Annotated in this window: 25 protein-coding genes; 24 read left to right on the top strand and 1 reads right to left on the bottom strand. The window is 63.3% G+C overall.

Annotated elements, in window-relative coordinates:
* The first annotated feature begins 1 nt into the window (after position 1).
* The 24 genes from AZC_RS18515 (at position 2) to terL (ending at position 23,635) form a co-directional block, all read left to right on the top strand.
* Entirely contained in the window at positions 2-202 is a 201-nt protein-coding gene (locus AZC_RS18515) for a hypothetical protein (RefSeq protein ID WP_012172117.1), read from the top strand.
* Positions 195-446 carry a glutaredoxin gene (locus tag AZC_RS18510; protein WP_012172116.1) on the top strand — a complete coding sequence of 84 codons (252 nt, stop codon included), beginning with the start codon at positions 195-197 and terminating at the stop codon, positions 444-446. The genes AZC_RS18515 and AZC_RS18510 overlap by 8 nt, the downstream gene beginning before the upstream one ends.
* Positions 431-1,174 (top strand): phage exonuclease, encoded by a 744-nt coding sequence (locus AZC_RS18505; protein ID WP_012172115.1) that lies wholly within the window; start codon positions 431-433, stop codon positions 1,172-1,174. Before AZC_RS18510 ends, AZC_RS18505 begins: the two co-directional genes overlap by 16 nt.
* Before the next feature lie 38 nt (positions 1,175-1,212).
* Positions 1,213-1,590 (top strand): dATP/dGTP diphosphohydrolase domain-containing protein, encoded by a 378-nt coding sequence (locus AZC_RS18500; protein WP_012172114.1) that lies wholly within the window; start codon positions 1,213-1,215, stop codon positions 1,588-1,590.
* A gap of 2 nt (positions 1,591-1,592) precedes the next feature.
* Entirely contained in the window at positions 1,593-2,054 is a 462-nt protein-coding gene (locus AZC_RS18495) for a hypothetical protein (RefSeq protein ID WP_012172113.1), read from the top strand.
* The gene (nrdJ, locus tag AZC_RS18490) at positions 2,029-4,023 is read left to right on the top strand and encodes a ribonucleoside-triphosphate reductase, adenosylcobalamin-dependent (RefSeq protein ID WP_012172112.1); all 1,995 of its coding nucleotides are present in this window, start codon (positions 2,029-2,031) and stop codon (positions 4,021-4,023) included. The genes AZC_RS18495 and nrdJ overlap by 26 nt, the downstream gene beginning before the upstream one ends.
* A gap of 331 nt (positions 4,024-4,354) precedes the next feature.
* Positions 4,355-4,720, top strand: coding sequence for a hypothetical protein (locus tag AZC_RS18480; RefSeq protein WP_043879577.1), 366 nt, complete (start codon positions 4,355-4,357; stop codon positions 4,718-4,720).
* Positions 4,721-4,726: 6 nt separating this feature from the next.
* Complete coding sequence (locus tag AZC_RS18475; protein ID WP_043879576.1) at positions 4,727-6,259, top strand: portal protein; 1,533 nt, start codon at positions 4,727-4,729, stop codon at positions 6,257-6,259.
* On the top strand, positions 6,243-6,425 hold the full coding sequence (locus AZC_RS25565) for a hypothetical protein (protein ID WP_148209880.1): 183 nt from the start codon (positions 6,243-6,245) through the stop codon (positions 6,423-6,425). Before AZC_RS18475 ends, AZC_RS25565 begins: the two co-directional genes overlap by 17 nt.
* Before the next feature lie 6 nt (positions 6,426-6,431).
* Positions 6,432-7,190: a capsid assembly protein gene (locus tag AZC_RS18470; RefSeq protein ID WP_012172110.1), complete on the top strand. Its 759-nt coding sequence runs from the start codon at positions 6,432-6,434 to the stop codon at positions 7,188-7,190.
* Between the two features lie 9 nt (positions 7,191-7,199).
* Complete coding sequence (locus AZC_RS18465; protein ID WP_012172109.1) at positions 7,200-7,400, top strand: hypothetical protein; 201 nt, start codon at positions 7,200-7,202, stop codon at positions 7,398-7,400.
* Positions 7,384-7,608, top strand: coding sequence for a hypothetical protein (locus tag AZC_RS24530; RefSeq protein WP_052285998.1), 225 nt, complete (start codon positions 7,384-7,386; stop codon positions 7,606-7,608). The genes AZC_RS18465 and AZC_RS24530 overlap by 17 nt, the downstream gene beginning before the upstream one ends.
* Before the next feature lie 309 nt (positions 7,609-7,917).
* Entirely contained in the window at positions 7,918-8,913 is a 996-nt protein-coding gene (locus AZC_RS18455; protein WP_012172108.1) for a phage capsid protein, read from the top strand.
* 104 nt (positions 8,914-9,017) lie between these two features.
* Positions 9,018-9,617 carry a tail protein gene (locus tag AZC_RS18450; RefSeq protein WP_043879574.1) on the top strand — a complete coding sequence of 200 codons (600 nt, stop codon included), beginning with the start codon at positions 9,018-9,020 and terminating at the stop codon, positions 9,615-9,617.
* 3 nt (positions 9,618-9,620) lie between these two features.
* Positions 9,621-11,978, top strand: a complete 2,358-nt coding sequence (locus tag AZC_RS18445; RefSeq protein WP_012172106.1) for a hypothetical protein — start codon at positions 9,621-9,623, stop codon at positions 11,976-11,978.
* Positions 11,978-12,448 (top strand): hypothetical protein, encoded by a 471-nt coding sequence (locus tag AZC_RS18440; RefSeq protein WP_043879573.1) that lies wholly within the window; start codon positions 11,978-11,980, stop codon positions 12,446-12,448. Before AZC_RS18445 ends, AZC_RS18440 begins: the two co-directional genes overlap by 1 nt.
* On the top strand, positions 12,436-13,194 hold the full coding sequence (locus tag AZC_RS18435) for a virion core protein, T7 gp14 family (protein ID WP_043879572.1): 759 nt from the start codon (positions 12,436-12,438) through the stop codon (positions 13,192-13,194). The genes AZC_RS18440 and AZC_RS18435 overlap by 13 nt, the downstream gene beginning before the upstream one ends.
* Before the next feature lie 8 nt (positions 13,195-13,202).
* Positions 13,203-15,521 carry a hypothetical protein gene (locus AZC_RS24525; protein WP_148209879.1) on the top strand — a complete coding sequence of 773 codons (2,319 nt, stop codon included), beginning with the start codon at positions 13,203-13,205 and terminating at the stop codon, positions 15,519-15,521.
* Positions 15,522-15,529: 8 nt separating this feature from the next.
* Entirely contained in the window at positions 15,530-19,207 is a 3,678-nt protein-coding gene (locus AZC_RS18425; RefSeq protein WP_012172103.1) for a hypothetical protein, read from the top strand.
* A gap of 57 nt (positions 19,208-19,264) precedes the next feature.
* Entirely contained in the window at positions 19,265-20,866 is a 1,602-nt protein-coding gene (locus AZC_RS18420; protein ID WP_012172102.1) for a phage tail fiber protein, read from the top strand.
* A gap of 6 nt (positions 20,867-20,872) precedes the next feature.
* The gene (locus tag AZC_RS24520) at positions 20,873-21,364 is read left to right on the top strand and encodes a hypothetical protein (RefSeq protein ID WP_012172101.1); all 492 of its coding nucleotides are present in this window, start codon (positions 20,873-20,875) and stop codon (positions 21,362-21,364) included.
* A 15-nt stretch (positions 21,365-21,379) separates the two neighbouring features.
* Positions 21,380-21,601 (top strand): hypothetical protein, encoded by a 222-nt coding sequence (locus AZC_RS18410; RefSeq protein WP_012172100.1) that lies wholly within the window; start codon positions 21,380-21,382, stop codon positions 21,599-21,601.
* 23 nt (positions 21,602-21,624) lie between these two features.
* Positions 21,625-21,822 (top strand): hypothetical protein, encoded by a 198-nt coding sequence (locus tag AZC_RS18405; RefSeq protein ID WP_043880497.1) that lies wholly within the window; start codon positions 21,625-21,627, stop codon positions 21,820-21,822.
* A 103-nt stretch (positions 21,823-21,925) separates the two neighbouring features.
* The gene (gene terL / locus AZC_RS18400; protein ID WP_012172098.1) at positions 21,926-23,635 is read left to right on the top strand and encodes a phage terminase large subunit; all 1,710 of its coding nucleotides are present in this window, start codon (positions 21,926-21,928) and stop codon (positions 23,633-23,635) included.
* 380 nt (positions 23,636-24,015) lie between these two features.
* On the opposite strand, the gene AZC_RS26310 is transcribed toward terL, so the two are convergent.
* Entirely contained in the window at positions 24,016-24,147 is a 132-nt protein-coding gene (locus tag AZC_RS26310; protein ID WP_012172097.1) for a hypothetical protein, read from the bottom strand.
* Between the last annotated feature and the right edge of the window lie 1,608 nt (positions 24,148-25,755).

Genomic DNA, 25,755 nt, shown 5'->3' with positions numbered 1-25,755 from the left:
CGTGGAACCTGAAGCCTATCACCACCCCGACATTATCTGTCAGCGGGCCACGGCCCTCGCCGAGTTGGCCGCGACCGTGGACAACACAAAGAACCGGCAGGCCCGAGAACACCTTCTCGACTTCATGGAGCGCATCTGCCGGACACTTCAGCCGCCCCGCCCGGCGGAACTGAAGGTCATCAACGGTACCCCCGATGAATGAACGCTGGGTTCTCATCACCCAGCCCCGCTGCCGCCCCTGTGAGGAGGCGAAGCAGATGCTCACCGAGCGCGGCATTCCCTTCGTGGCGTTCGACATCGTGGAGCGTCCCGACATGCGGGACTTCCTGAAGACCCTTCTGCCTAACCCGACGACCCCGCAGGTTTTCCGCGACGGCACCCGCATCGGTGGCCGCGACGACCTGCGCGAATATTTCCGAGCGGCGGACCTGTGCGAACGCTTCTGATTGACGCGGACGTTGTCGCCTACAACGCGGCGTTTGCGTGTGAGAAGGCGACCGAATGGGAGCCCGGTTACTGGACGTGGCACGTCGAGTGGGATGAGGTGGTGCAGGCGTTCGACGCCGAGGTGTCCCGCATGATGGACACGCTCGACGCGGGCGCTTTCCGCCTCTGCCTGACCGACAGCGAGGGCAACTTCAGGCGCGGTGTCGATCCCAGCTACAAGGGCACCCGGTCGAGCATCCGCAAGCCGATCATCCTCAAGCGCTTCAAGGACTTCCTTGTGCAGGAGCGGGGAGCCTACTGGCGTCCCGGCCTTGAGGGCGATGACTGCATGGGCATCCTCGCCACCCACCCCAAGCTGATCCCCGGCGAAAAGGTCATCGTGTCCATCGACAAGGACATGAAGACCGTGCCGGGACTGTTCATCCGGTGGGGTGCGGAGGGTGCCAGCCTGACGGAGGTCTCCGAGGAGGAGGCCGATTACTGGCACCTCTACCAGACCCTCACCGGGGACGTTACGGACGGCTACAAGGGCTGCCCCGGCGTCGGCCCCAAGAAGGCCGAGGCGATCCTGAAGGAGCCCGCGTGGCGCTCCGTGGTCGCGGCCTACGAGAAGGCCGGGCTTGATGAGGATGACGCGGTCATTCAGGCCCGCCTCGCCCGCATCCTCCGGGCCTCGGATTACGACTTCAAGGCCAAGCGCCCGATCCTCTGGGTCCCCCCGGATTAACCCCCACTTTCACCCTGAGAACCAACCCGAGAAGTGCAGTGACTGCACCTGCCTATCCTGACGACAATCCGAAGACATTGGTGGGGCTGAAGAAGCCTCCCATCCAGTTCATCCCCCCGAGCGCCATTGTGTTCCTCGGGCAGGCCATGGCCGACGGTGCGAAGAAGTACGGGCCGATGAACTGGCGCGAGAAGCGCGTCTCGACGTCTGTCTATTACGACGCCGGGATGCGGCACCGCATGTCGTTCTGGGATGGCGAGGATGTCGCCCCCGACAGTCTCGTTCATCACCTCGCGCATTCCATGGCCTGCGACGCCATCGTTCTCGATGCGCTCGTGACCGGGAACCTCAACGACGACCGGCCCATCAAGGGCTCGCTCCCCGACCTTATCGTTCAACTGACCAAGAAGGACTGACCATGACCGGCGTTTCCGAGCTTACCCCCGCAGAAGGGGAAACCCCGCTGACCGGGATGCTCACCGAGTTCCGCGAGAAGTTCGACGCATCGAGCGACCCCGCCCTCTGGAAGAAGCTGATTGCCGAGGAGGAGCGTGAAGTCGCGGAGGCTGCGGCGGCACTCCTCAAGGAGCTGGCCGACCTTTTCTATGTGCTGGAAGGCTTCCGGCAGGTCGGCGGCGATGTCGGGGAGGTGATCCCCACCGTCCATGAATGGGTGGTTGATCTGGTCTTCGCGATCCCGAACCCGATCCGGGTCGAGGTCATGCGCCGGGTCCATGCCTCCAACATGAGCAAGCTCGGTGCCGATGGCCGTCCGATCCGTCGCGAAGACGGGAAGGTGCTCAAGGGTCCGAACTACCAGCCCCCCAATCTTCTCGACCTCACTTTCATCGGAGATGACGACACCAACAACCCGCGCTGAGGTTATCGCCCGGCGAACCTACAACCGCCCTCTGGACACTCAGGGGGCCACTTTCGAGACGTGGGGCGAGACTATCGCCCGCGTCATCTCGCACCAGACTTGGCTATGGGAACGGGCCAAGGGAGGCCCGCTGTCCGCCGAGGAATGCGCCGAGTTGGAGGAACTGCGCGAGCTGATGAACAGCCGCAAGGTTCTTCCCTCGGGCCGCACCCTGTGGCTGGGCGGAACGGAGATTGCGAAACGCCGTGAGGCTTCGCAGTTCAATTGCTCCTTCGCCCGCATCGAGACGGTCCACGACATCGTTGATGCCATGTGGCTCCTGCTTCAGGGCTGCGGTGTCGGCTTCGAGCCGGTGGTGGGGACCCTCAACGGATTCTCCCGGCCGGTTCGTGTCGAGGTGGTCCGGTCGGAGAACCGCACCACCAAGGGCCGCGAGGAGAACCTTGAGACCTTCACCGAGGAGCATGGCGAAAAGGTCTGGACGATCAGCCTTGGCGACAGCGCCGAGGCATGGGCCAAGGCCGCAGGCAAGCTCCTTGCGAACAAGCGGCCGGTGGATGTCCTGCGGCTCGACTTCCGCGAAATCCGCGCCCCCGGCATCCGCCTGTCCGGCTACGGCTGGATCAGCTCCGGTGACGTCACGATCAGCAAGGCGTTCGTCGCCATTGCGGAAATCCTCAACCGCCGGGCCGGGCAACTCCTGTCCCGCATCGACATCCTCGACATCGTGAATTGGCTGGGAACGACCCTGTCATCGCGGCGCTCGGCCGAGATCGCCGTGGTGCCGTTTGATGATCGGGAGTGGCAGGAGTTCGCCACGGCGAAGAAGGACCACTGGATCGGCAATCCGCAGCGGGCGCAGTCCAACAACTCGCTCCTGTTCTACCGGAAGCCGGCCAAGAACGAACTGCGTCAGATATTCGACCTGATGCAGGACGCGGGAGGATCGGAGCCGGGCTTCATCAACGCCGTGGCTGCCCTGAAGCGGGCACCTTGGTTCAAGGGCGTGAACCCCTGCGCGGAAATCCTCCTCGGCAACAAGTCCTTCTGCAATCTCGTGGAGACGGACCTAGGCGCATTCAACGGGAACCTCGCCGGCCTCCATCGGGCCATCCGGCTCGTGGCGCGGGCGAACTACCGTCAGACCTGCGTCTCGTTTCTGGATGGCATTCTTCAGCGCTCTTGGCATGAGCTGAACGAGTTCCTGCGTCTGTGCGGCGTGGGCCTCACCGGCATCGTCCGGTGGGAACATCGCGACGACGGCGCGGCCTTCCGCGAGTTGCGCCGCATTGCCCATGAGGGCGCGAACGGCATGGCCGACGAGCTGGGCCTTCCGCGTCCGAAGGTGGTGACCACGGTCAAGCCCTCGGGCACGCTCTCCAAGGTGATGGACACCACCGAAGGCGTTCACAAGCCGCTCGGCCGGTTCATCTTCAACAACGTCCGGTTCTCGACCCATGACCCGCTGGTGCCGGTTCTGGAACAGGCGGGCTATCGGGTTTTTCCCGACCCCTACGCGGGCGATGCCGTGCTGGTGACCTTCCCGGTCGATTATTCGGATGTTGCTTTCGATGAATGCACGGTCCTCCGTGAGGGGGAGCTTGTGAAAGTCGAGGTGAATACGGAAAGCGCCATCGAACAGCTTGAGCGTTACAAGCTCCTGATGGACAATTACGTCGATCACAATTGCTCAATCACGGTCAGCTACAGCCCGGATGAGGTTGAAGACATCATCGACTGGATCGACCGCAATTGGGACAGCTACGTCGGCGTCTCGTTCATCTACCGTAACGATCCGACCAAGAACGCGAAGGACCTTGGCTATCCCTACCTGCCGCAGGAAGTGGTGACCGAGGAGGTCTTCCGCTCCTACGTCTCGGGCCTGCGTCCCGTGGACATCAATCAGGGCAACAGCTTTGAGGAACTGTCCGAGGACGGCTGCGCCTCCGGTGCCTGCCCGGTTCGCTAGGGACACCTTCCGGGTCCCCGAAGCGTGCAGTCACTGCACCGGCAATTAACCCCCACTTTCAGCCTATAGACAGGAGCCCCCGGACTAACCCTCCGGGGGACCGAGTTCATGGCCCTTCCCAAGATTCCTCCGTTGTCCCCGGAGCTGATCGACGCACTCGACAGGCGCTTTCCCGAGCGCTGCCCCGACCCGACTTGGTCTGACCGAGAGGTGTGGCGGCGGGTGGGACAGCGTGAGGTGGTCCGGTTCCTGATCGAGGAACTGAAACGTCAATCCGACAATCTCATAGGGGACGCGCACTTTGTGCCGACAGAGTAACCGTGGTCTGCAAATGCAGATCGCATTGCAGCAGATTCAGGCCGAGCAGGCCCGACAGGAGGCGCGTGTCGCTCAGGAGGAGCAGCGCCGCCTTCAGGAACAGGCACTCGACCTTCAGCGTCAGCAGGCCGACTTCCAGCGCGAACAGGCCGAGTACGTCCGGCAGACCGACCAGCGGATGCAGGAGCTGGCTGAGCGGCCCGCCCCTGCGGCCCCACCCCCGGCTGCGACCGTGCTCACCGGCAACGCTGGCACCATCGGTGCGGCTGCCGATCAGACTGCCGTCGAGAGTCGCCGGCAGGGTCGCCGGGCGCTGCGTATCGACCTCAACGCCCCGCAGATGGCGGGCGCAACCGGCCTCAACGTTCCGCGAGGCTGAGGCTTGGTGAAACCCGCTACTACGGCGGCGGGACGGTACACGCAGCTTGCCACGATCCGCAGTCCCTACCTTGAACGGGCGAGGGACTGCGCCACGCTGACCATCCCGAGCCTCATGCCGAGGGCCGGTCACGGGGCTGCGAACGATCTTCCGACACCCTTTCAGGGGATGGGAGCCCGAGGGGTGAACAACCTCGGGTCAAAGCTCCTCCTCGCCCTGATGCCGCCCAATCAGCCCTTCTTCCGGCTGATGCTGGATGACTTCGCACTTCAGGAGCTGACCGGCCAAGACGGGATGCGCACCGAGGTTGAAAAGGCCCTCGGCCAGATCGAGCGAGCCGTCCAGACCGAAGTGGAGACCGGAGCAATCCGGGTGTCTGCCTTCGAGGCCCTGAAGCAGCTTCTCGTTGCCGGCAACGTCCTCCTTTACGTCCAGCCCACGGGCGGCGTGAAGGTTTACCGCTTGGACCGCTACGTGGTGAAGCGGGACCCCTCGGGCAACGTCCTTGAAATCGTCATTCATGAGCGGGTGTCTCCCCTCGCTCTCCCCGAGGAGCTTCAGCGCAAGCTCGGTGAGCAGCGCAAGGGCGTCCAAGACACCATCGACCTCTATACGTGGATCAGGCGCGAGAGCGGCAAGTTCGTGGTCCACCAAGAGGTGAAGGGCGAGAAGGTGCCTGGCACCGATGGCGAATGGCCCACCGACAAGGCCCCGTTCATTGCCCTCCGCTGGGCGAAGATCGACGGCGAGGATTACGGGCGCGGCCACGTCGAGGAATACATTGGCGACCTGCGCTCCCTTGAGGCCCTGACGCGGGCCATCGTCGAGGGGGCGGCGGCTGCGGCCAAGGTGCTGTTCCTCGTGAACCCGAACGGGGTGACCAACGAGCGGACCATTTCCGAGGCCCCCAACATGGCCGTCCGGTCGGGCAACAAGGAGGACGTGAATGTCCTTCAGGTCGAGAAGTTCAACGACTTCCGGGTTGCCCTAGAGACCGTGGGCCGTCTTGAAATCCGCCTGTCCCAAGCCTTCCTCCTGACTTCCTCCATCCAGCGTGACGCCGAGCGTGTCACCGCCGAGGAAATCCGTGTGATGGCCGGGGAGCTGGAAGATGCCCTCGGCGGCGTTTACTCGATCCTTGCTCAGGAGTTCCAGCTTCCGCTTGTCCGCCGCCTCATCTTCCAGATGGAGCAGGACGAGCGGCTTCCGTCCCTGCCGCCCGACCTCGTCAAGCCGTCCATCATCACCGGCATGGAGGCGCTGGGCCGGGGACACGACCTCAACCGCCTGATGATGTTCGCGAAGGTGGTCAACGACCTCCTCGGGCCGGGTGCTCTCCCGTCCTATGCCGATGCCCGCAAGCTCATTGAGAGGGCAGGGGTCGCGCTGAGCGTGGACACCTCGGACATCCTCAAGAGCGATGAGCAGCTTCAGGCCGAGCAGATGCAGGCGCAGCAGCAGGCCCTTCTTCAGTCGCTCGGAGCCGAGGTCCTGAAGACCGGCCTCAATCAGGAGAACGCGAATGACGCGGCGGCGTAAAGCCGACACCCCCACCGATCCCGCACAGGAGACCTCACCCGCCCCGGTGAGTGCAGTCACTGCACCGGAGGGTGCCCCGCCTGTGCCCCCCTTCATCCCGGAGCCCGTGCCCGCGCCTAACCCGCGCATCACCCGGTTCGGCTCCATCCTCCGCATCGACCACTAGGAGCCCATGACAGCCACAGTACAGATGCCCGCAGAGGTCGCCGGCCCGAACCCGCCGGAGGCCGCGAACACTCCGGCTCCGGTCACCGGGCAGGAGACCAGCACTACCCCGGCGATCCCCGAGGGGTTCCCCGACAAGTTTGTGAAGGACGGCAAGCCGGACTATGAGGCCCTTGCCAAATCCTACGTCGAGCTTGAGGGACGCTTCAGTCAGCAGCAGCAGGCCCCGGCCGCTCCTTCGTCCGAGACGGTCGAACAGCAGCTTCAGGCCAAGGGGCTGAACTTCGAGGACTTCACCGCCGAGTATCGCCAGAACGGCAAGCTGTCTGCCGAGAGCTACGCCAAGCTTGAGCAGGCGGGCTGGGGCCGGCAGGTGGTGAACGACTTCATCCGCGCTCAGGAAATCCTTGCCGAGCAGGATGTCAATTCCGCCTATTCCGCAGTCGGCGGCGAAGCCGAGTTCAGGAAAATCCAGTCTTGGGCTCGCTCGAACCTGTCCCCGGCCGAGCTTTCGGCCTTCAACGACATGGTCCAGAAGGCATCCTCGGACGCCCTCCCGTTCGTCGTGATGGGGCTTCAGGCCCGGTACGTTCAGGCGAACGGCCGCGAACCCCAGCTCATCAACGGCCACGCATCGGGTCCCTCGGTCGAGGGCTTCGCGTCTCGCTACGAGATGCTTCAGGCCATGAAAGATCCCCGATACAGCAAGGATGAGGCGTACCGCGATCAGGTCGCCAAGCGCCTTGCCGTGTCCAACTTCTTCTGAGGTGAAGACATGATCGAGTTCGTTCTGTCCAATCTGGACGCGCTCCTCAACGTTCTCTTTGCCCTCCACGCCCTTGCCGTCGCCATCGTCAACCTGACGCCGACGCCGAAGGATGATGAGCTGGTGGGCAAGGCGTACAAGGTCATCGAGTTCCTTGCCGGCATCCTGAACCGCACGGCCAAGGAGCTGCCCGGTGAGCGTTCTCAGTAAGCTCCTCGCGATCCTCGGGCTTGTCACAAGGCTCCTCGACCTCTGGCGGGAACATCGTGCCCGCCGGCAGGCCGTGGCCGAGTCCGAAAGCGAGAGCCTGAGGAAGCAAGCCATCGGTCGGAAGGTCGCAGATGAAATTGACCGTTCGGTCGCTTCTACTGACCTTGATGCTCTCCGTGAGCGGATGCGCAACTACCAGCGCGATTGACCCTTGTGCGTGGGTCTCCCCTCTGACGTGGTCCAGCAAAGACACGGACCAGACGCAGCGGGAAATCTTCGCTCACAATCTCAAGTACGAGAAGAACTGCAAGGCAGCACCGGGGGTCTAGCCCTCGGTGCAGTCACTGCACCTGCCTTCTCACACGCTGCCGCCTCTTTTCAGAGGGGCACTTCAGGCATTCCCGAAGAACAACCCTGCGCAGCCCTTGGCCCTCCGAGGAGGACAACCTTGTGTGCCTGCGAGCGTGTTCACGGGAAGCCTAGTCAGCTTCTCAACATCCACAGGATTTACTAGGTAATGACCGACATCACTCCGTCCCGCCTTGGCCTCTCTGGTGGCACTGGCGCGGATGACGCTCTGTTCCTCAAGCAGTTCTCCGGTGAGGTCATGACGGCCTTCTCCGAGGTGAACGTCATGATGGAACGACACCTCGTGCGCACCATCACCAACGGCAAGTCGGCGCAGTTCCCTGCGACGTGGAAGGCTGATGCCTATTACCACGTCCCCGGCACCGAGCTTCAGGGCCAGTCGATCAAGCATGGCGAGCGCGTCATCACCATCGACGACCTTCTGGTGTCGCCGGTCTTCGTGGCGCAGATCGACGAAGCCAAGAACCACTATGACGTGCGCTCGATCTACACCAACGAGTGCGGCTATGCCCTCGCCAATCAGGCGGACAAGAACGTCCTTCAGACGGCGGTTCTGGCTGCCCGCGCCTCTGCCACCATCACGGGCGGCATCGGCGGTTCCACTCTGGCCGTGGGGCCGGACATCGTGACGAACGCCAACGGGGCACTGGTGAATGCCCTGTATCTGGCGGCTCAGACGCTGGACGAGAAGGACGTTCCCGAGCAGGGCCGCTTCGCCGTGTTCAAGCCGGCGCAGTATTACAAGCTCGTGCTGGACGACAAGGCGATCAACCGCGACTTCACCGCTGGCAACGGCGACATCCGCACCGGCAAGGTGTTCGACATCGCGGGCGTCCAGATCGTGAAGTCCAACCACCTGCCGACGAGCGCCATCGCCGCCCCGGCGGGCTCGGCCAACGTCCCCACCGGCGTCACCCCGCAGATCGGCCCGCGTCCGCTGGGCAAGTATGCGGGCGACTTCAGCAACACCGCCGGCCTCGTGATGCACGCGAACGCCGTGGGCACGGTGAAGCTCATGGACCTGTCCGTCGAGGGTGAATACCTCATCACTCGTCAGGGCACGCTCATCGTTGCCAAGTACGCGATGGGCCACGGCATCCTGCGCCCTGAATGCGCAGTCGAGCTGTCCAAGTCCGCCACCTGATCGCGTAGCGACAGTCAGTCCTTGAGAATTGGGGGAGGTTCCATTGCAGGAACTTCCCCCTTTTTTTCGTCCATCGGTGCAGTGACTGCACTTCAGGGGCATTGATGCCAGTACGTCTTACGACTGAACTCGACGCCATCAACACGATGCTTTCCATCATCGGGGAGGCCCCGGTGAACCGGGTCGAGGACACCGGCCTCGTCGATGCGGTGATGGCCCGGCAAATCCTCGACGAGACGATGCGTCAGGTTCAAAGCCATGGGTGGCACTGGAACACGGACAAGAATGTCGTCCTCGTTCCCTCTTTCCCCGCGCCGGGTGATGTCTATGTGCCCGACAACACCCTTCAGGTGGACGCCATGGACCCGTCGATTGACGTGGTCCAGCGCGGAAACCGCCTGTGGGACCGGCGCAACAACACGTTCAAGTTCTCCGTCCCGGTGGAAGTGGAGATCGTGCGCCTCCTCCCGTTCGAGGAACTGCCGCAGATCGCCCGCCACTACATCATGGTCCGCGCGGGTCGCATCTTTCAGGACCGCGTTGTCGGCTCCGAGACCCTGTCCGGCTTCAATGACAAGGACGAGACGCGGGCGTTGATCGCCCTGCGCAACGCCGAGGCTGAGACCGCCGATTACAACATGCTGAGCGATAGCTGGGCCGTGGGCCGCGTGCTCAACCGGCGCTCGGGGGGCTTCGAGGGATAGCCGATGCCGGTCATCTCCGGGTCCATCCCGAACCTCATCAATGGCGTGAGTCAGCAGCCCTTCGCGCTGCGGCTCGCCTCCCAAGCCGAGGAGCAGATCAACGGCTTCAGCTCCATCGTGGAGGGCCTGACCAAGCGGCCCCCGACGCGGCACGTCGCGAAGCTCATCAACTCGCTCCCCGAGAATGCCCACGTTCACATCATCAACCGGGACGCCGCCGAGCGTTACGTGGTGGTGGCGTTCAATGGTGACCTCAGGGTGTACGGGTTCGACGGTGTCGAGCGAACCGTGAACTTCCCGCATGGTAAGGGCTATCTGGCGAACACGTCGGCCAGCTTTGGCGCGGTCACGGTCGCGGATTACACCTTCTTCCTGAACAAGGATGTCACGGTCGCGATGTCCCCGGAGACGAAGGCCGGGCGGCCTCCCGAGGGCATCGTCTTCGTGCGGCAGGGCAATTACGCCTGCAAGTACCGCATCATCGTTGACGGGCAGGCGGTGGCCGAAAAGATCACCTCTCAGACTGACCCGAACGACATTCAGTCCAGCAAGATCGCGCAGGACCTAGCGGCAATCATCAACTCGTGGGGTTCCATGGTGGCGAGCGTCATTGGCTCGACCATCCACATTCGACGGGCCGACAGCCTCGGCTTCTCCCTCACCACGGAAGACAGCCTCGGGGACACCGGCCTCGTCTGCATGACCAAGCAGACGCAGACCTTCGCCAACCTCCCGGCCCGCGCCGTGCAGGGCTATCAGGTCGAAATCTCGGGCACCCCCGGCAACCCCTACGACAACTTCTGGGTGGAGTACGATCAGGCCGGATCAGGAGGCAACAACGGCGTTTGGCGGGAGATCGCCGCGCCGGGACGCCAGATCGCCTTCGACCCCGCCACCATGCCCCATGTGCTGGTACGCGAGGCGAACGGGAGCTTCACCTTCAAGCAGGCGGATTGGGAGAAGTGCGCCGCTGGCTCCGATGAGACCACCCCGCGCCCGTCGTTCGTTGGGCAGCGGATCAGCGACATCTTCTTCTACCGCAACCGCCTCGGGTTCATCTCCGACGAGAGCGTGATTTTCTCGCGCTCGGCCAAGTTCTTCAACTTCTGGCGGGAGACCGCCACGGACCTCCTCGATACGGACCCCATCGACATCACCACGTCGCACGTCAAGGTGTCGATCCTGCGCCATGCGATCCCCTTCAACGAGAGCCTGCTTCTGTTCTCCGATCAGACGCAATTCATGCTCGGGGCAGGGGAGGTGCTGACACCCTCGGGTGTGTCTCTGGATCAGGTCACCGAGTTCGAGACGTCCAGCCGGGCGAAGCCGGTGGGTGCGGGGCAGTTCGTCTATTTCTGCACCAGCCGGGGCGAGTTCACAGGTGTTCGTGAATACTACATCGACGGGTCCACAAAGACCAACAACGCGAACGATGTCACGAACCATGTGCCTCGCTATATCCGGGGCAAGGTCTTCAAGCTCTGTGCCTCGACCAATGAGGACATGCTTGTTGCGCTGTCTGATACTGACCGGGACACGCTCTATGTGTACAAGTATTACAACAGCGGGCAGGAGAAGGTTCAATCGAGCTGGTCGCGCTGGAAGCTTCAGCCCGGCGACGTGATCCTCAACGCGGAGTTCATCGAGAGCACGCTTTGGCTGATCGTGCGGCGGGCGGATGGCGTCTATCTCGACAGGCTCAACATCGAGCCGGGCGTGACGGACCCCGGAATGGCCTTTGTGGTCCATCTGGATCGGCGCATCACCGAGGCTCAGGCCGAGGCGCGGTTCTACTATCCGCAACCGAACGTCACCCACATCGTCCTGCCCTACGTCCCGCCCGATCCGAAGGCGGTTGTCATCGTGGCGCGGCCCGGCGGCAGTGTCCCCGCTGGCAAGGTGATGCCCTACAAGCTCATCTGGAATGGTGCCGTGTGGGTCTATGAGGTGGCCGGAAACCTCACCCACTTCTATGCCGGTATCACCTACGAGCTGCGGTACACCTTCTCGCCCTTCCTCATCCGCGAGGACGCCCCCGGCGGTGGGCGCGTGGCGAATACCGAGGGACGCATTCAGGTCCGGCGTTGCCTCCTGAACTACGCCGAGACGGGCTATTTCCGGGTCGAGGTCACGCCCTACCGGAGGGAGACGCAGGTCTATCCCTTCACGGGCCGCATCGTGGGTTCGGGCATGAACCGGCTCGGACAGGTGAATGTGGAGACCGGGTCTTTCCGGTTCTCGGTCATGGCGAGCAACATGAACGTCAAGATCGAGCTGGTGAACGACACGCACCTTCCTTCGCGCCATCTCAATCTCGATTGGGAGGCCCTGTACACCGTCCGAACCAAGCGGATGCAGTGATGCCGCTCTACCGCGACGCGACCCTTGCGGACTGCGAGGCGATGGCCCCGCGCCTCCGCGAGGCGGACAGGCAGGAACTGAAGGCGTTCGACGGCAGCGAACCCCTTGCCGCTCTCGTGGACAGCTTCAAGGCGTCGATCATCTGCCGGGCAATCGACCACGGTGGGGAGCCAATCGCCATCTACGGGGTGGCTCCCTACGACCCCGAGTGCAGTGACTGCACCGTTGGCGTCCCGTGGATGCTCGCCACGGACGAACTGAAGACGCACGCCACGTGGTTCCTGCGGACCTGCAAGGAGGAGTTGGTGAAGATCCAGCAGCCCTATGCGGTCCTTCAGAACTTCGTGGATGTCCGCAATCAGCTTCACATCCAATGGGTCCGGTGGTGTGGCTTCACCCTCGGGGAGAAGTACCCCCGCAACGGGACCCACTTCCAGCACATCATGAGGCTCAGGGAATGTGTACCGTAGCAGCGGGTGTCGGCATTGTTCAGGCCGGCACCGGCATTTTCGGTGCGATTGCCGGCAACAGCTCGGCCACCCGCGCCGCTTATCAGCAGCAGCTCTACAATGCTCAGGTGGAGGCTCAACAGGAGCGCTACCGGGCAGAGCTGATCCGCTACCAGAACGTCACCTACAAGCAGGACATCGACTATGGACACGAAGTCCTGTCTTGGCAGAAGGACGAGTTCTCCCGGCAGGACAAGCTTCTCAACCGCTCGGTCGGGCAGATCGAGCAGAACCGCTTCACGCAATATGCGACGATGCTTCAACGCATGGTCGAGGAGCAGATTGCCTCTGCCTTCGATGTCCAGAACGTGGACCGGCAGTCCCGCAAGATGGCCGCTTCGGCACAGGTGAAGGCCGACGCCCGAGGCACTGAAGGCCAGTCCATCGAACAGATCATCAACGACGTGGCGCGGCAGGCAGGGGACGCGACAACCGTCCTTGAACTCAACCGCAGCGCCACCATGCGGCAGCTCAACCTTGAGATGATGGGCCTGAAGGCCGGGTCGGATCAGGCGCTCTATAACCTGAACGTCGGCACCTACAGCCCGCAACAGCCCCTCAAGGCCCCGCAGCCGGTGTCCCCGGTCACCCCGGCGGCACCCGTTCAGATGCCTTCGTCCAGCGCCCTCGCGGTCAACGTGGTGGGTAGTGTCCTGAGTGGCGTGAACGCCTACAACTCGCTTTCGAGGAACCAGCTCAAGCTATGACGATGGAGATGCCCCGGTTTCGACCTGCCGCAAGGCCGGTCGATACCTCGGCGGTCAACACCAACTTCCGGTCCACGCCCGCCCCGGTGCGCCCCGTCGCGCCGCTTGCGCCGGAAATGCCGACACCTCCCCGGATGCCGGCGCGGGACAATGTCGATCAGCTTCTCTCGGCGCTCGCCGCGCTGAACCCGCAGATCAACAAGCTGGCTCAGTCCTACATCGAGGAGGAGCAGAAGAAAGACACCGTTGATGCCGAGCTTCGCTTCCTTCAGGACAACGTGACCTCGTGGGCCGAGGCGGTCGCCAAGGACCCGACCCTTGCGGATCGGTCCCCGATCTTCCGGCAGGTCTATGAGGCACGGGCGGCGAAGGCCCGCGTTCAGCAGCGTGCGGGCGAGTTGATGGCCGAGTATTTCACCTCGGGCATCGCCTCATCCGAGAACCCCGGCGACATCAACCAGTGGCTTTCCACGCGCATGAAGGACCTCCTCGCGTCCGCGCAGTCGCCGGCCGAGAAGCAGGCCCTCGTGGAGGAGGTGCAGTCGGTCTCCCACAGGTTTGTCAGCGCCCATCAAGAGAACGCCCGGCGCAACCTCGTCATGAAGAACCGGGAGAGCGTGTCGGCCACCTATCAGGCGCTCTTTGACAACTACGCGGCCCTCGGCCCGGCGGTGCCGTACCAGACCAACGACCCCGTCACAAAGGACTTGGACCCGACCAAGAAGGCGCTTCTGAACGCCATTGCGGGCGGGGAGAGCGGGGGGCGCTATAACCTGCGGTGGTCGCCCAAGGGGACCGCCCTGTTCAACGACTTCTCCAAGCACCCGCGCATCTTCGAGCCCGGCCCTGAGGGGCCTTCGTCGGCAGCCGGGCGCTACCAGATCACGGCCACAACGTGGGACCGGATCATGGGGCCGAACACGCCGTTCACCCCGGAGAATCAGGACCGGGCGGCGGTGAAGCTGGCCGAGGCGGACTATAAGGCCCGCACCGGCCGGAACCTGTGGGACGACCTCGACAAGGAAGGCTTCAGCCCGCGTATCATGGCCGCCCTGTCCCCGACGTGGGTGGCCCTGAAGGTGAACCGGGGGCGGCACCTCGCGACCTACAACGCCAGCATTCAGAAGTATGGCAAGGAGCCGAGGGGGCCGGGGGCTGATAACGCCTATCTGCCCGAGCTGACTGAGGAGCTTCAGAAGGTGGAAATGGTGGCCCGCAGGCAGGGTATGAACCCGGCCGAGGTCAACCACCTGTCCATTCAGGCGGTGGTCGCGGCTGCGATCCGCCATCAAGACGAAAACATCCTCAACGTGGCCCTTCAGTCCCGCCCGGACGGGACGCCGGGGCCGGGCATGACGTTGGAGGGGCGCAAGGCCCTCGACGAAGCGCGGCTCAACATCCGGCGGCTCAAAATTCAGGAGCAGAACCAAGCTTGGACGCTTCAGCAGCGGGAACGCGAGATGCGCAAGCGTGAGGTGAAGTCGGTCGCCATGACCTCCCTCCTCGGTCAGATGCAGGAGGGCAAGCCGCCGCGCATCCCCCTTGAACTCGTGCAGAGCGCGGCGCGGGAAGACCCCGAGCTTGGCGACACCCTCATGCAGGTTCAGAAGAACCTCGACGATCTCAACAAGACCGAGGACACGCACCTCGTCGCGCAGCTCTCGGCCCGCATCTACTCGGGCAACGGGACGCCCTACGACGTCTTCAACGCGGTCGCCGCCGGCACGCTGAAGGAGCCTTCCACCATCCGCAACCTGATGGAGCAGGCAGCCCGCAACAACTCGCGGACAGTCGTCACGCATCCTGTGGTGAAGCCGCTTCTGGACGACGTGCGCAAGATCGTCGGGGAGGAGAGCCTTCCCGGCATCCTTCAGCGGCCCTTGGAGGGCTCGGCGGCGGTGCAGACGATGACGCAGGCGCTCTTGGACTTCGAGAAGAAGAACCCCGAGGCGTCCCCTGCGGAACTCCTGAAGTTCGCCACCGAACAGAAGGACCTCATCATCAAGACCTACCGGCCCGAGCAGAACGTGGACGGTGCCAAGTTCGAGAACGTCCAGAAGGAGAACCGGCAGGCTGGTGCAGTGACTGCACCGAACCAGCAGGGCGGGGGAGAGGCGGTGTCCGTCGATCCGCGCCCCGGCGTCGAGTGGCGCAAGGTGCCGCTCTATGGCGACCTCGCAACCTTTGAGAAGGAGTGGGAGGCGTTCAAGGGCGGGCAGGTGAACAGCATCACGGCGTGGGTCGCCAATCTCCGGCTGAAGCCGAATGAGGTGGCCGAGTTCTACGCCACGCAGAAGCGGATGCTTCAGAACAAACCAAAGAGGTGAACTGAATAATGAGCGTCAACCTGACGCCCGAGGAGCTTCAGTACGCTGAGGCCACCCGTCAGGCTCTCATTGAGATGGAGGAGAAGGACCCCTCCATTTGGGACAAGGTTGGGGCCGTCGCCGGGGACATCGGCGGCGGTCTCAAAGAGGCCCCCGGTCAGGCCGTCAGGGGCGCACAGGAAGCCCTCAACCAGACTTCCGACACCGCCTTCTCGATGGCGAAGTGGCTCAACGACAACATCATTGACCTCGGCCATCTGAGGTTCGGCAGTGATGCGGAGGACGGGACCCCGTTCGACGACAAGCCCGGCTTCGGCTTCGGGGGCGTCGTGTCGTGGGCACCGGGAATGCCCGAGGAGAACAACCTTCGCTTCGGTGAAGGGGCCATGCCGGGCCGGGCCGATACGGTCACGGGCGGGCTCGTCAAGGACGTGTCGCAGTTCGTCACGGGCTTTGCCATGGCGGGCCGCTACCTCAAGACGCTTGGCGTGCCCGTCGCCAGTACGACGGCCGGCACCGTGGTTCAGGGTATGGTGAAGGGGGCCATCACGGATGCGACCGCGTTCGATCCCCATGAGGAGCGCCTGTCCAACCTCGTCGAGAAGTACCCCCGGCTGAGCAATCCGGTTACGGATTATCTGGCCGCGCGGGACGGTGACGGGGAAGCGGAAGGCCGCTTCAAGAATGCCCTTGAGGGGCTGGCCCTCGGGTCGGCCACGGAAGCCCTCCTTCACGCTGTCCGCGCCGTCAAGCTGCGCCGGGCCGGCAAGCAGGCCGAGGCGGAAGCCGCCCTCGACGACCTTGAGAAGGTGGCCCCCAAGCAACCCGACGAGCCGCTGTTCCCCGGTGCCGATGAGGCCCCGAGGAAGCCCGAGGAAGGTGCAGCGACTGCACCGAAGGGGGAGGGGGAACAGCTTCAGCTCGACCTCGACGGAGGCCCCCAGAAGGACAGCCCGAGGGAGACCTTCGGCAACGCTGATGGGGACGTGAAGCCCGGCGACATGGCGGCGGACATTCCGCCTGTCAGGCCGACCCCAGATGCTCCCGACTTTCAGCCCGCGAAGAAGCTGGTTGAAATGGACGATGAGCAGTTGCGGCAGATCGTGAGCGCCCGCGTCGCGGAGCAGGGCTATGGACAGGGCCGCAATATCAGCGGCATCCGCACCGACCTCATGGAGACGGAAGCGGACATCAACGCCACCATGAGCGCCCTTCGTCGCGTCTATCGCGAGGAGACGGCCAAGGCCATGGGCGGCAACGCGGACGGTGCCCGTAGCTGGGAGAACACCCGCCGGAACGCCGACGCGCTGGCAGACCTCATTGGTGAAGATCCCCGGCTTCTCCTTCAGCGGATGCAGGCCATCCACAAGGAGACCACCCACACGGACGCGGAATTGCTCCTCTATCGGGACATGCTCGTGACCGTGAACGAGAAGCTTGTCCGCATCGGGGAGGTGATCGCGGACCCGCTCGGCGGCACCGGCCCTTACAAGAACCGCGCGGAAGCCTATGAGGACTTCGCTAAGCATTACGAGCTGATGGCCAACATGCAGCTCATGTACAAGGGCGTCCAGACCCACTTCGCGCGGACCATGAACGCGATGAAACTGGTCGCCAAGGCCCGCAATGGCGTGATGCCTGCGGACCCCTCCGAAATGTGGCAGGGCGGTCCCCGCAACATCGAGCGGCTGGCCCGGCTTGTGGTGACGAACAAGGAGAACCTGAAGGGCAATCTTCAGCTCACCCGTGGCGGGTTCGTGAACAAGTTCCTCGGCTCGGTGTCGGAATACTGGATCAACTCGATCCTGTCCGGTCCCAAGACGCACATGGTCAACATGGCCTCGGGCCTGTTCAACGCCGCGTTCGTCCCGGCCGAGAAGCTGATCGCCGGCAGCCTGAGGGCGGGAACGCCCGAGGGCCGCAACCAGATGCTGGAAGCGGGCCTGCAATACGCCGGCATGGCGATGAGCCTGCGGGACTCCTTCCGCATGGCGGCGAACGCCTTCAAGAAAGGGGACCCGATCCTTGACCCCACCCATGTCGGTGTGGAGCAGCGGCAGGCCATCTCGGCGGCGAACTACGGCATAAGCGATCCCATCACCGCGAACATCGTGGACGGGCTGGGAACGCTGGTCCGGCTGCCGTCCCGGTTTCTGGCCTCCGAAGACGAGTTCATCAAGCAGATGGTCTATCGCGGCAACGTCCGCGCTCAGGCCCTGCGCGAGGGCTTCCAGCAGGGGCTTTTCCGTGATCCCAAGTCGTTCGGTGAGTTCCTGAACCGCCGGCTCGATGAGGCCGTGGACTCCTCCTCGGGGATGGCGAAGGACCGGCAGGCCCTTCAGATGGCCCGAGAGGTGACGTGGACGCAGGACCTGAAGGCATCGACGTGGACGGGCAACCGCACCCTTGGCGAGAGCCTTCAGGGAATGGCGGAGGCTCATCCCGCGTTCCGCCTCATCATGCCCTTCGTGCGCACCCCGACGAACCTCATGCGCTTCGTCTGGAACCGGACGCCCGGCCTGAACCTGATGCGCAAGCAGTATGCGGACGACTTCATGGGCAGGAACGGCCCCGAGGCAGCGGCGACTTCCCGCGCTCAGTTCCTCACTGGCTCCGCGCTTTGGGCGACCGCGGTCACCTACGTTGCGGATGGGACGATCACCGGCAACGGTCCGGCCGACAAGGACATCCGCCGGGCGCTCGAAAACACCGGGTGGAAGCCCTACTCGATCCGCACGGTGGATGAGAACGGCAAGGTCACCTACACGCAGTATAACCGCTTCGACCCGTTCGGGATGTTCTTCGGCCTCGTGGCCGACTTCACGGAGGTCGCCGGGGCCTATCCCGAGAACGAGCTAGACCAAACGGCGGTCATGCTGGTGACTGCGGTCGCGAAGAACCTCAACAACAAGTCCTATCTTCAGGGCCTTGTGACTGCCCTCGGCGCTCTCTCGGAGCCCGACCGTAAGATGAACTACTTCGCGCAGGGGCTGGCCGGCGGCTTCGTCCCGAACTTCCTCAACCAGATCGTGAAGGACGACACCACCCTTCGGGAGGCCCGGTCCATCGTGGATGCCATGCGGCGGCGGATGCCCGGCTATAGCGAGGGCTTGGACCCGCAACGGAACATCCTCGGGGAGAAGCAGTACATCCCGCCGACGTGGGGGCCTGAGTGGATCAGCCCCATCATCCAGTCCACCCATGAGGGAGGCGCACAGCCCATCACCGAGGAGTGGAAGCGAACGCCGAACCCGGACGTTTACGACGAGCTGGCGCGGCAGATGTTCATTCACAACTCGGCGCTGAAGCCGGCCCCGGCGAAGCTCGGCGGGGTGGACCTCACCAAGTACCTGAGCCCCGACAGCGGGCACACCGCCTATGACCGCTATCAGGAACTCACCGGGACCGTGAAGGTCAACGGCAAGACCCTGAAGGAGGCGCTTCAGGACCTCATCACCTCGCCCGTCTATCGGGACCGGCTGTCCGATGGCGACTATTCCGTGAACGGATCGCGCATCGACCAAATCCGCTCGGTGCTCGCCGGCTACCGGAACGCGGCCGAGCGACAGCTTCGGAAGGAAATTCCCGAGCTGCATTGGGACCTCTTGGAGGATGCCCGTCAGCGGGCGTTGATGAAGGTCCAGCCGCAGGAGCGGACACCCGCCCGACCCGGTCAAGTGCAGTGACTGCACCAATCAGGCCCCCGGATCACTCCGGGGGTCTTTCTCTAACAGAGGAGACGAATGGCTCTTTCCTACGCTCAGTATCAGGGGAACGGTTCGCAGCAGACCTTCGCGGTTCCGTTCCCCTATCTGGATCGGTCCCACATTCAGGTCCGCGTTGCGCTCGACCTGTCCGGTTTCACTTGGGACGATCCTCAGACCATCCGCATCACCCCGGCCCCTGCACCGGGCGCGGTGGTCGAAATCCGCCGGGTGACCCCGCGCGAAAACCGAATGGTGGACTTCGTGGACGGTTCGGTGCTCACCGAAAGCGACCTCGACCTCGCCAACATCCAGACCTTCTACATCGTGCAGGAGGCCATAGACATCGCCGGGGGCACCCTTGAGCTGCTTTCCGATGGGTCCTATGGCGCGGGTGGTCGGCGCATCAAGAACGTGGGCACCGCCATCGAGCCGCGTGACGCGATCACGAAGGAATATCACGACGGCGTCTTCCTGCCGCAGATGAACTCGCTCCTCTCTCAGGGAGTGGCTGCGCGGGATGTCGCGGTCTCGGCGCGGGACCTGGCACTCGCGGCACGGGACACCGCCAACGCCGCCCGTGACACGGCGCTTCAGTATCGTGATGAGGCGGGCGGGCACCGCTCCGCTGCGGCCACCCACGAAGCCAATGCGTGGACGCACCGGCAGGCAGCCGCCGGCCATGAGGCGAATGCCGGCTCTCACTCGGCTTCGGCGCAGTCTTCGGCCTCTACGGCGGTTGGCGCTCGGGATGCGGCGCAGACCTATCGCAACGCTGCCGAGACGTTCCGCAATGACGCCAGCCGGTTCCGCAATGAGGCTGAGACGTTCCGCAATCAGGCCGCTCAGAGCGCAGCCAATGCGGCTCTCTGGAACCCGAGCAGCTATTACACCCGGAGCGAGGCGGACGGGCGCTATCTCCTGCTTACCGGCGGGACGATCACGGACAGCCTGCACATCTACAACGATGCCCCGACGCTGGGGCTTCGCGACAGGGACGGCCGGACGGCTTGGCTGCACTGCAACGGCGGGAGCTTCTATGTCCTTTCCGGGCCTCCGAACTCGGTGGGCGCGGATCGTGGCGAGTTCTTCGTTGACCTGAACACGGGCGCGGTGTGGTGCCGCCAGCTTGGCGACCTGAACACCCGCATTGAGGAACGCGCTGCGGCGTGGGCCGGGGGGCGGGTGTCGAAGGGTGGGGACACCATGACCGGCGACCTCATGATTGAGAAGTTCGACGCCGCGTTGCGGCTGCACTCGCCCAACATCTCCATCTGGACCGCCCTCGCGGCGAGCAACGGCGAGTATCAGCTTCACAACACGTCCGGCGTCCGCATGGCGGTGAACCCCGACGGTTATGTCTGGGCAGCGCCCTACGGCTTCCTTCACGACTACATCAACACGGTCGCGAACGACCGGGGGTATGCGCAAGCGAACGCCCTCGATTATGTCCACCGTGTCCGCATCACCGGCTATGGCGAGGCGGGTTTCCCCGGCTCCCCTCAGTGGACCCACGCCAGCCCGAACGTCATCACGGGCGTTCGATGGAGCTGGAACGGGTTCGTGGATGCCATCGGCTACCGGTCCCTTCAAGTTTACCTGCCGAAGCACGGCGGGTGGCACGCAATCTATGACGAATGAGAACGCATGAAGCCCATTGCTGACCTCGGCGTGTGGGAGGTCTATAAGCCCGACCTTCCCGCCGATGACCCGCGTCCGGCCCTGCGCGTGGCCTTCTTCAGGAACGCAGAGGGCGACGACTGGTATGAGGCAGTCGCCCACAACCCGAACACTCCTCAGAGCCTGACCGTCGCCTGTAATCCGCAGACCATGGTGGTCGAGTTCGTCGGGGAGCAGCCCGACATGATCGACCCCAATAAGCGCCGGGTGTTCATCCTCGACGCTCAGATGTCCAACGAGGATGCCCGGCAGCTCCTCGGCAAGGTGTATGACCCTCGGACGGGCACCTTCAGCGACCCCGTGCTGACCGATGAGGAGCAGCGCCGGCTTCGCCAGATCGCCTATCAGGCCGAAGCTGATCCCCTGTTCTTCGAGTGGCAGCGCGGCGAGGCGACGGAGGAGCAGTACCGGGCCAAGCTGGCAGAGATCAGGGCTCGATACCCCCTCTCCACGGATTAGTGCAGTCACTGCACCATGGACGAACAGAACCAGCTTTACCTGATGCTGGGGCGCATTGACGGGAAACTCGACAACGCGCTTCAGCGGCAGGACAAGCACGACAAGCAGTTTGAAGCGCTGGACCGCCGCGTCACCGCGCTTGAGAGCGATAAAATGTGGCTGATCGGTGCAGCGACTGCACTTTCTTCGGCCATCGGCATCGCCTTCCCGTACATCAAGGATTACTTCTGGAAATGACCTCCCGCGCACCTGATGAGGTGATGAGCGCCCTTCATGTGGCGCTTGCGGAGGAACTGCTTCGGCGCGTGAAGGATGGCACGGCCACCGCCGCCGACCTGAACGCAGCCCGCCAGTTCCTCAAGGACAATGGCGTTGATGCCGTCCCGGCTCCGGGTTCGCCGCTCAATGCCCTGATGTCGAACCTCCCGTTCGACCCTCACGAAGACACCGTCAACTAGGCTCTAGGAAGCCCATAGAAGCCCGTTCTTGGCCTCGGCAGGGATAGACCTGCCGGGGCTTTTTTTCGTCTCTGCGGGCCTCTCTGGCTATCTGTGACCGCATATGGTCTCGACCAAAGAACACCTCAAATCCTCGACCCGCTTCACCGATCCCGATCCACTGAAGGCTGACTTCCGCAACTTCCTCTATGTGGTGTGGAAGCACCTCGGGTTACCTGACCCGACGCCCATTCAGTACGACATTGCTGTCTATCTACAGCACGGGCCGAAGCGCTCCATCATCGAAGCCTTCCGTGGTGTCGGCAAATCGTGGGTCACCTCGGCCTTCGTGTGCTGGCTCCTCTACTGCAACCCCGACCACAAGATTCTGGTGGTGTCGGCCTCCAAGATCAGGGCCGACGACTTCACCACCTTCACCCTGCGCCTCATCAAGGAGATGCCGGTTCTCCAACACCTGATCCCGAAGCCGGATCAGCGCGAGAGCAAGGTGGCCTTTGACGTCGGCCCGGCCAAGGCGTCGCACTCCCCGAGCGTCAAGAGCGTGGGCATCACCGGCCAGCTTGCCGGCTCCCGCGCGGACACGATCATCGCGGACGACGTTGAGATCCCCAACAACTCGCAGACGCAGGCGATGCGCGACAAGCTCTCCGAGCTGGTGAAGGAGTTCGACGCCATTCTGAAGCCCGGCGGCCGGATCATCTATCTCGGCACCCCGCAGACGGAACAGAGCCTCTACAACGAGCTTCCGAACCGTGGCTATCAGGTCCGCATCTGGCCTGCCCGCATCCCCGACGAGAAGCAGCGGGCCATCTATGGGGAGCGCCTTGCGCCCTATATCGACGACCTGATTGCAAAGGGCTGGAAGGCCGGGGCCTCCACGGACCCCAAGCGCTTCTCCGAAGAGGACCTGTGGGAGCGTGAGGCGAGTTACGGCAGGGCCGGCTTCTCCCTGCAATTCATGCTCGACACCCGTCTGTCCGACGCTGACCGCTATCCGCTGAAGCTGTCCGACCTGATCGTGATGTCCCTCAATCCCACGCTGGCCCCGCTGAAGGTGGTCTGGGCATCATCCCCCGAGCTGGCCCATAACGAGCTGCCCAACGTGGGATTCGCCGGGGACCGCCTCTATCGCCCCATGTGGGTCGATAAGGACTGGACCGAGTACACCGGCTCGGTGATGGCAATCGACCCCTCGGGCAGGGGCGGGGACGAGACCGGCTTTGCCGTGGTGAAGTTCCTCCACGGGTTCCAGTTCGTGACCGCCGCAGGTGGCCTGCCGGGTGGCTACGATGACGACACCCTTCTCAAGCTGGCACAGACGGCCAAGCTCCACGGGGTGAACCACGTCATCATCGAGGCGAACTTCGGTGACGGCATGTTCACGAAGCTCATCCAGCCGGTCTTTCACAAGGTCCACCCGTGCAAGATCGAGGAGGTGAAGCACTCCATGCAGAAGGAGCGCCGCATCATCGACACCCTTGAGCCGGTCATGATGCAGCACCGCCTTGTCATCGACCCGCGTGTGATCGAGCAGGACTTCAAGTCCGTGCAGACCTACCCGCCGGAGCGGGCGCAGCACTACATGCTGACGCACCAGCTCACCCGCATCACCCGCGACAGGGGCTCTCTGGTGAAGGACGACCGGCTCGATGCGCTGGCGATTGCCGTGGCCTACTGGTCCGAGCACATGGCCCGTGACGCGGACAAGGCGAAGGCCGCGCTGCGGGAGCGCCAGCTTCAGGAGGAGTTGGACAAGTTCCTCCACGGGATCGGCGGAAAGGGGAGGGTGCCCAACCTGTGGGTGAGGGTCTGACAAAAGTGCAGTGAGACTGCACCGGAATTAACCCCCACTTTCAGGGGGGACCCGAAGGGGACCCAACCCCTATACGGTATCCAAAAGGTACCTACTGGTCACTTAAGGCTTAGCCCTTGATCTGCCTCGACGTTCGACTTGTCAGCTCCGAGGCATCAACTCCCCGACACAGGCCGTCATACATTTTGCTTGGAAGGCAACGCCGGTTTTGGCGAAACTGAGTTGAATCCGCCAAAATCGCGGGTTACTGGTGTTGCGTCATGCGAAACGCATGGCACGAAAAAGGGGAGCCGAACCTGTCGACCCCCCTTCTCTCAGGCTCTGGCTTGTCCGGCCAAGACTTCTAGCCAGTTCCTATGCTTACGCGAGTTGTCGGCTCCTCAGCGGGTCGGCAACTTGCGGCAGTACCAGTCGATGTACTGTTCCTTGCCATTCCGCACGCGGACGTGCGGGTTGACGAACACCGGCTGCGAAACAGGACAGGTGGGGTTACGCTTCTTCTTCGAGCCCATGGGGTCTCCATGTCTTGACGCTGGGAAATTCCAGCGACTTTCGGACGCGCCGAAATTCGTGAAGCGGTAGCGCGGCCCCCGAAGCGAATCACCTGTGCTCTGTTCCTATTTTGTTAGTAACGTCCCTCTGTTTGCCCAACAATACCGCCCCCCACTATCCCAAGTTGTTGGTCTGGGGATTGTGTGGACAGGCGTTTTGTGGCAGCGCCGCTCTCGCGATCCATCGCCACCATCGAGCCGGGGGATAGCCAGTCCGCGCATCACAGCCGCATACACTCCTTGTTAACCGCTTCCATGGTTTAAGGGGCAACGTATTACGCAAACGTTAATATACCCCTTCTGTTCTCATGAGAACCTGTCGGCGGCCGCAGTGCAAGGGTACAAAACGAGAACGCTGGGGTTTGTAAGCCTCCTCAAATCTCATTTTGTTCTCCCCTTGTCTCCCGGCGTCACCTTGGGTAATGCAGCGGTCCTCTGACTTGGGAGGACATCCTTCATGAGATCCCATGCCTTGGGCCTCATCCTGGCCCTCATCTCAAGCCCCGCTCTGGCCTATTGCCCACCCGGTGACTTCGGTTGTCAGCTCCAACAGGACGCAGACCGGCGGCAAGCTGAAATGCGCTACACTGCTCAACAGGCTGACCAGTGGCGCTATCAGGCGCAGCAGCAGGTGCAGTCCTATCAGCAGCAGTCGAACCAGTGGCGGCAGGGCGTTCAGCAGAACCTCGCTCCGTCTTATGGGCCATCCTACAGCGCCCCTCTAGGGACTCCATACAGGCCCTATTGAGTCGCCCCGCTATCAACCTACTAGCCAGCCGGCGGAAGGGGCTCCACGGGGCTCCTTTTGCGTTTGTGATGGGGTTCGCAGGGCAGGGGTCCCCGGACATTTTGGTGCAAAAATCTGAGACGCTAACGCGCTGATGCGCGGCCGAAATTCCCCCCGTGGGGGTGGCCCCCGCGTGCGCGGACGCGAGCGCGTGCTGATGCAGGGCTTCCGGCCCTCCGGCGTCACCGGATCGGTCACAGTCCCTCGCTAAACCCTTGAAAAAACTAGGCCCGCAGTACATCAAGCATCTGCCGCGTGCCGTGACAGGTGCCTTTCGCGTGCTTTGCGGGCCTCCGAAGGGGCAGGGAAGGGCCACGGCAGGGACTGGATGCCCTCGCGATGTTTCGCGTGAGCCTTTCGCATTGGTTGTTTCGACAAGCCCGCCGCGTCCCCCTCAAGTTCCCCATTCGCGCACCCATCGGAACGGTGCAGTGACTGCACCAAGGGACCACGTCCGGCGCACCCGATCAGTCGTTTTTGTCCCGATATAGGAACCGTTAATGGGAGCTTCATTCCCGTCACAGGCTCCCTCGTGACGAAGCTAAACTATTGTTTTTCAACGTATATCAAAAAAATTCGCGGAATTTGAAATTAGTTGTTGACGTGGAACCATCTCGGTCATAGAACTAATCACATCAACGGCGGGGCGACGCTCCGCAGCGTTGAGACGGGAAGGCCGAAGACGCCAACGCTGATCGCTCTCCCGAGGCTGTTTGACATCGTGAAGCTCTATCGTCGCCGGGGAGGGTCCCGGCCTGACGAGGCCCGCGAGGGCCGAAACG

The sequence above is a fragment of the Azorhizobium caulinodans ORS 571 genome, assembly GCF_000010525.1.
Taxonomy (GTDB): Bacteria; Pseudomonadota; Alphaproteobacteria; order Rhizobiales; family Xanthobacteraceae; genus Azorhizobium; species Azorhizobium caulinodans.
Note: the sequence above shows the minus strand (reverse complement) of the source record. Positions and strands in the feature narration are given on the sequence as shown.

Excerpts from the sequence above, each read along its gene's own strand:
- AZC_RS24525 (WP_148209879.1), top strand. The coding sequence starts at position 13,203 with ATGCCCCGGTTTCGACCTGCCGCAAGGCCGGTCGATACCTCGGCGGTC.
- AZC_RS18480 (WP_043879577.1), top strand. The coding sequence starts at position 4,355 with ATGCAGATCGCATTGCAGCAGATTCAGGCCGAGCAGGCCCGACAGGAG.
- AZC_RS18405 (WP_043880497.1), top strand. The coding sequence starts at position 21,625 with ATGAGCGCCCTTCATGTGGCGCTTGCGGAGGAACTGCTTCGGCGCGTG.
- AZC_RS18450 (WP_043879574.1), top strand. The coding sequence starts at position 9,018 with ATGCCAGTACGTCTTACGACTGAACTCGACGCCATCAACACGATGCTT.
- AZC_RS18420 (WP_012172102.1), top strand. The coding sequence starts at position 19,265 with ATGGCTCTTTCCTACGCTCAGTATCAGGGGAACGGTTCGCAGCAGACC.
- AZC_RS18470 (WP_012172110.1), top strand. The coding sequence starts at position 6,432 with ATGACAGCCACAGTACAGATGCCCGCAGAGGTCGCCGGCCCGAACCCG.
- AZC_RS18425 (WP_012172103.1), top strand. The coding sequence starts at position 15,530 with ATGAGCGTCAACCTGACGCCCGAGGAGCTTCAGTACGCTGAGGCCACC.
- AZC_RS18440 (WP_043879573.1), top strand. The coding sequence starts at position 11,978 with ATGCCGCTCTACCGCGACGCGACCCTTGCGGACTGCGAGGCGATGGCC.
- AZC_RS18435 (WP_043879572.1), top strand. The coding sequence starts at position 12,436 with ATGTGTACCGTAGCAGCGGGTGTCGGCATTGTTCAGGCCGGCACCGGC.
- AZC_RS18510 (WP_012172116.1), top strand. The coding sequence starts at position 195 with ATGAATGAACGCTGGGTTCTCATCACCCAGCCCCGCTGCCGCCCCTGT.
- AZC_RS18410 (WP_012172100.1), top strand. The coding sequence starts at position 21,380 with ATGGACGAACAGAACCAGCTTTACCTGATGCTGGGGCGCATTGACGGG.
- AZC_RS25565 (WP_148209880.1), top strand. The coding sequence starts at position 6,243 with ATGACGCGGCGGCGTAAAGCCGACACCCCCACCGATCCCGCACAGGAG.
- AZC_RS18465 (WP_012172109.1), top strand. The coding sequence starts at position 7,200 with ATGATCGAGTTCGTTCTGTCCAATCTGGACGCGCTCCTCAACGTTCTC.
- AZC_RS24520 (WP_012172101.1), top strand. The coding sequence starts at position 20,873 with ATGAAGCCCATTGCTGACCTCGGCGTGTGGGAGGTCTATAAGCCCGAC.
- AZC_RS18495 (WP_012172113.1), top strand. The coding sequence starts at position 1,593 with ATGACCGGCGTTTCCGAGCTTACCCCCGCAGAAGGGGAAACCCCGCTG.
- AZC_RS18455 (WP_012172108.1), top strand. The coding sequence starts at position 7,918 with ATGACCGACATCACTCCGTCCCGCCTTGGCCTCTCTGGTGGCACTGGC.
- nrdJ (WP_012172112.1), top strand. The coding sequence starts at position 2,029 with ATGACGACACCAACAACCCGCGCTGAGGTTATCGCCCGGCGAACCTAC.
- AZC_RS18445 (WP_012172106.1), top strand. The coding sequence starts at position 9,621 with ATGCCGGTCATCTCCGGGTCCATCCCGAACCTCATCAATGGCGTGAGT.
- terL (WP_012172098.1), top strand. The coding sequence starts at position 21,926 with ATGGTCTCGACCAAAGAACACCTCAAATCCTCGACCCGCTTCACCGAT.
- AZC_RS26310 (WP_012172097.1), bottom strand. The coding sequence starts at position 24,147 with ATGGGCTCGAAGAAGAAGCGTAACCCCACCTGTCCTGTTTCGCAGCCG.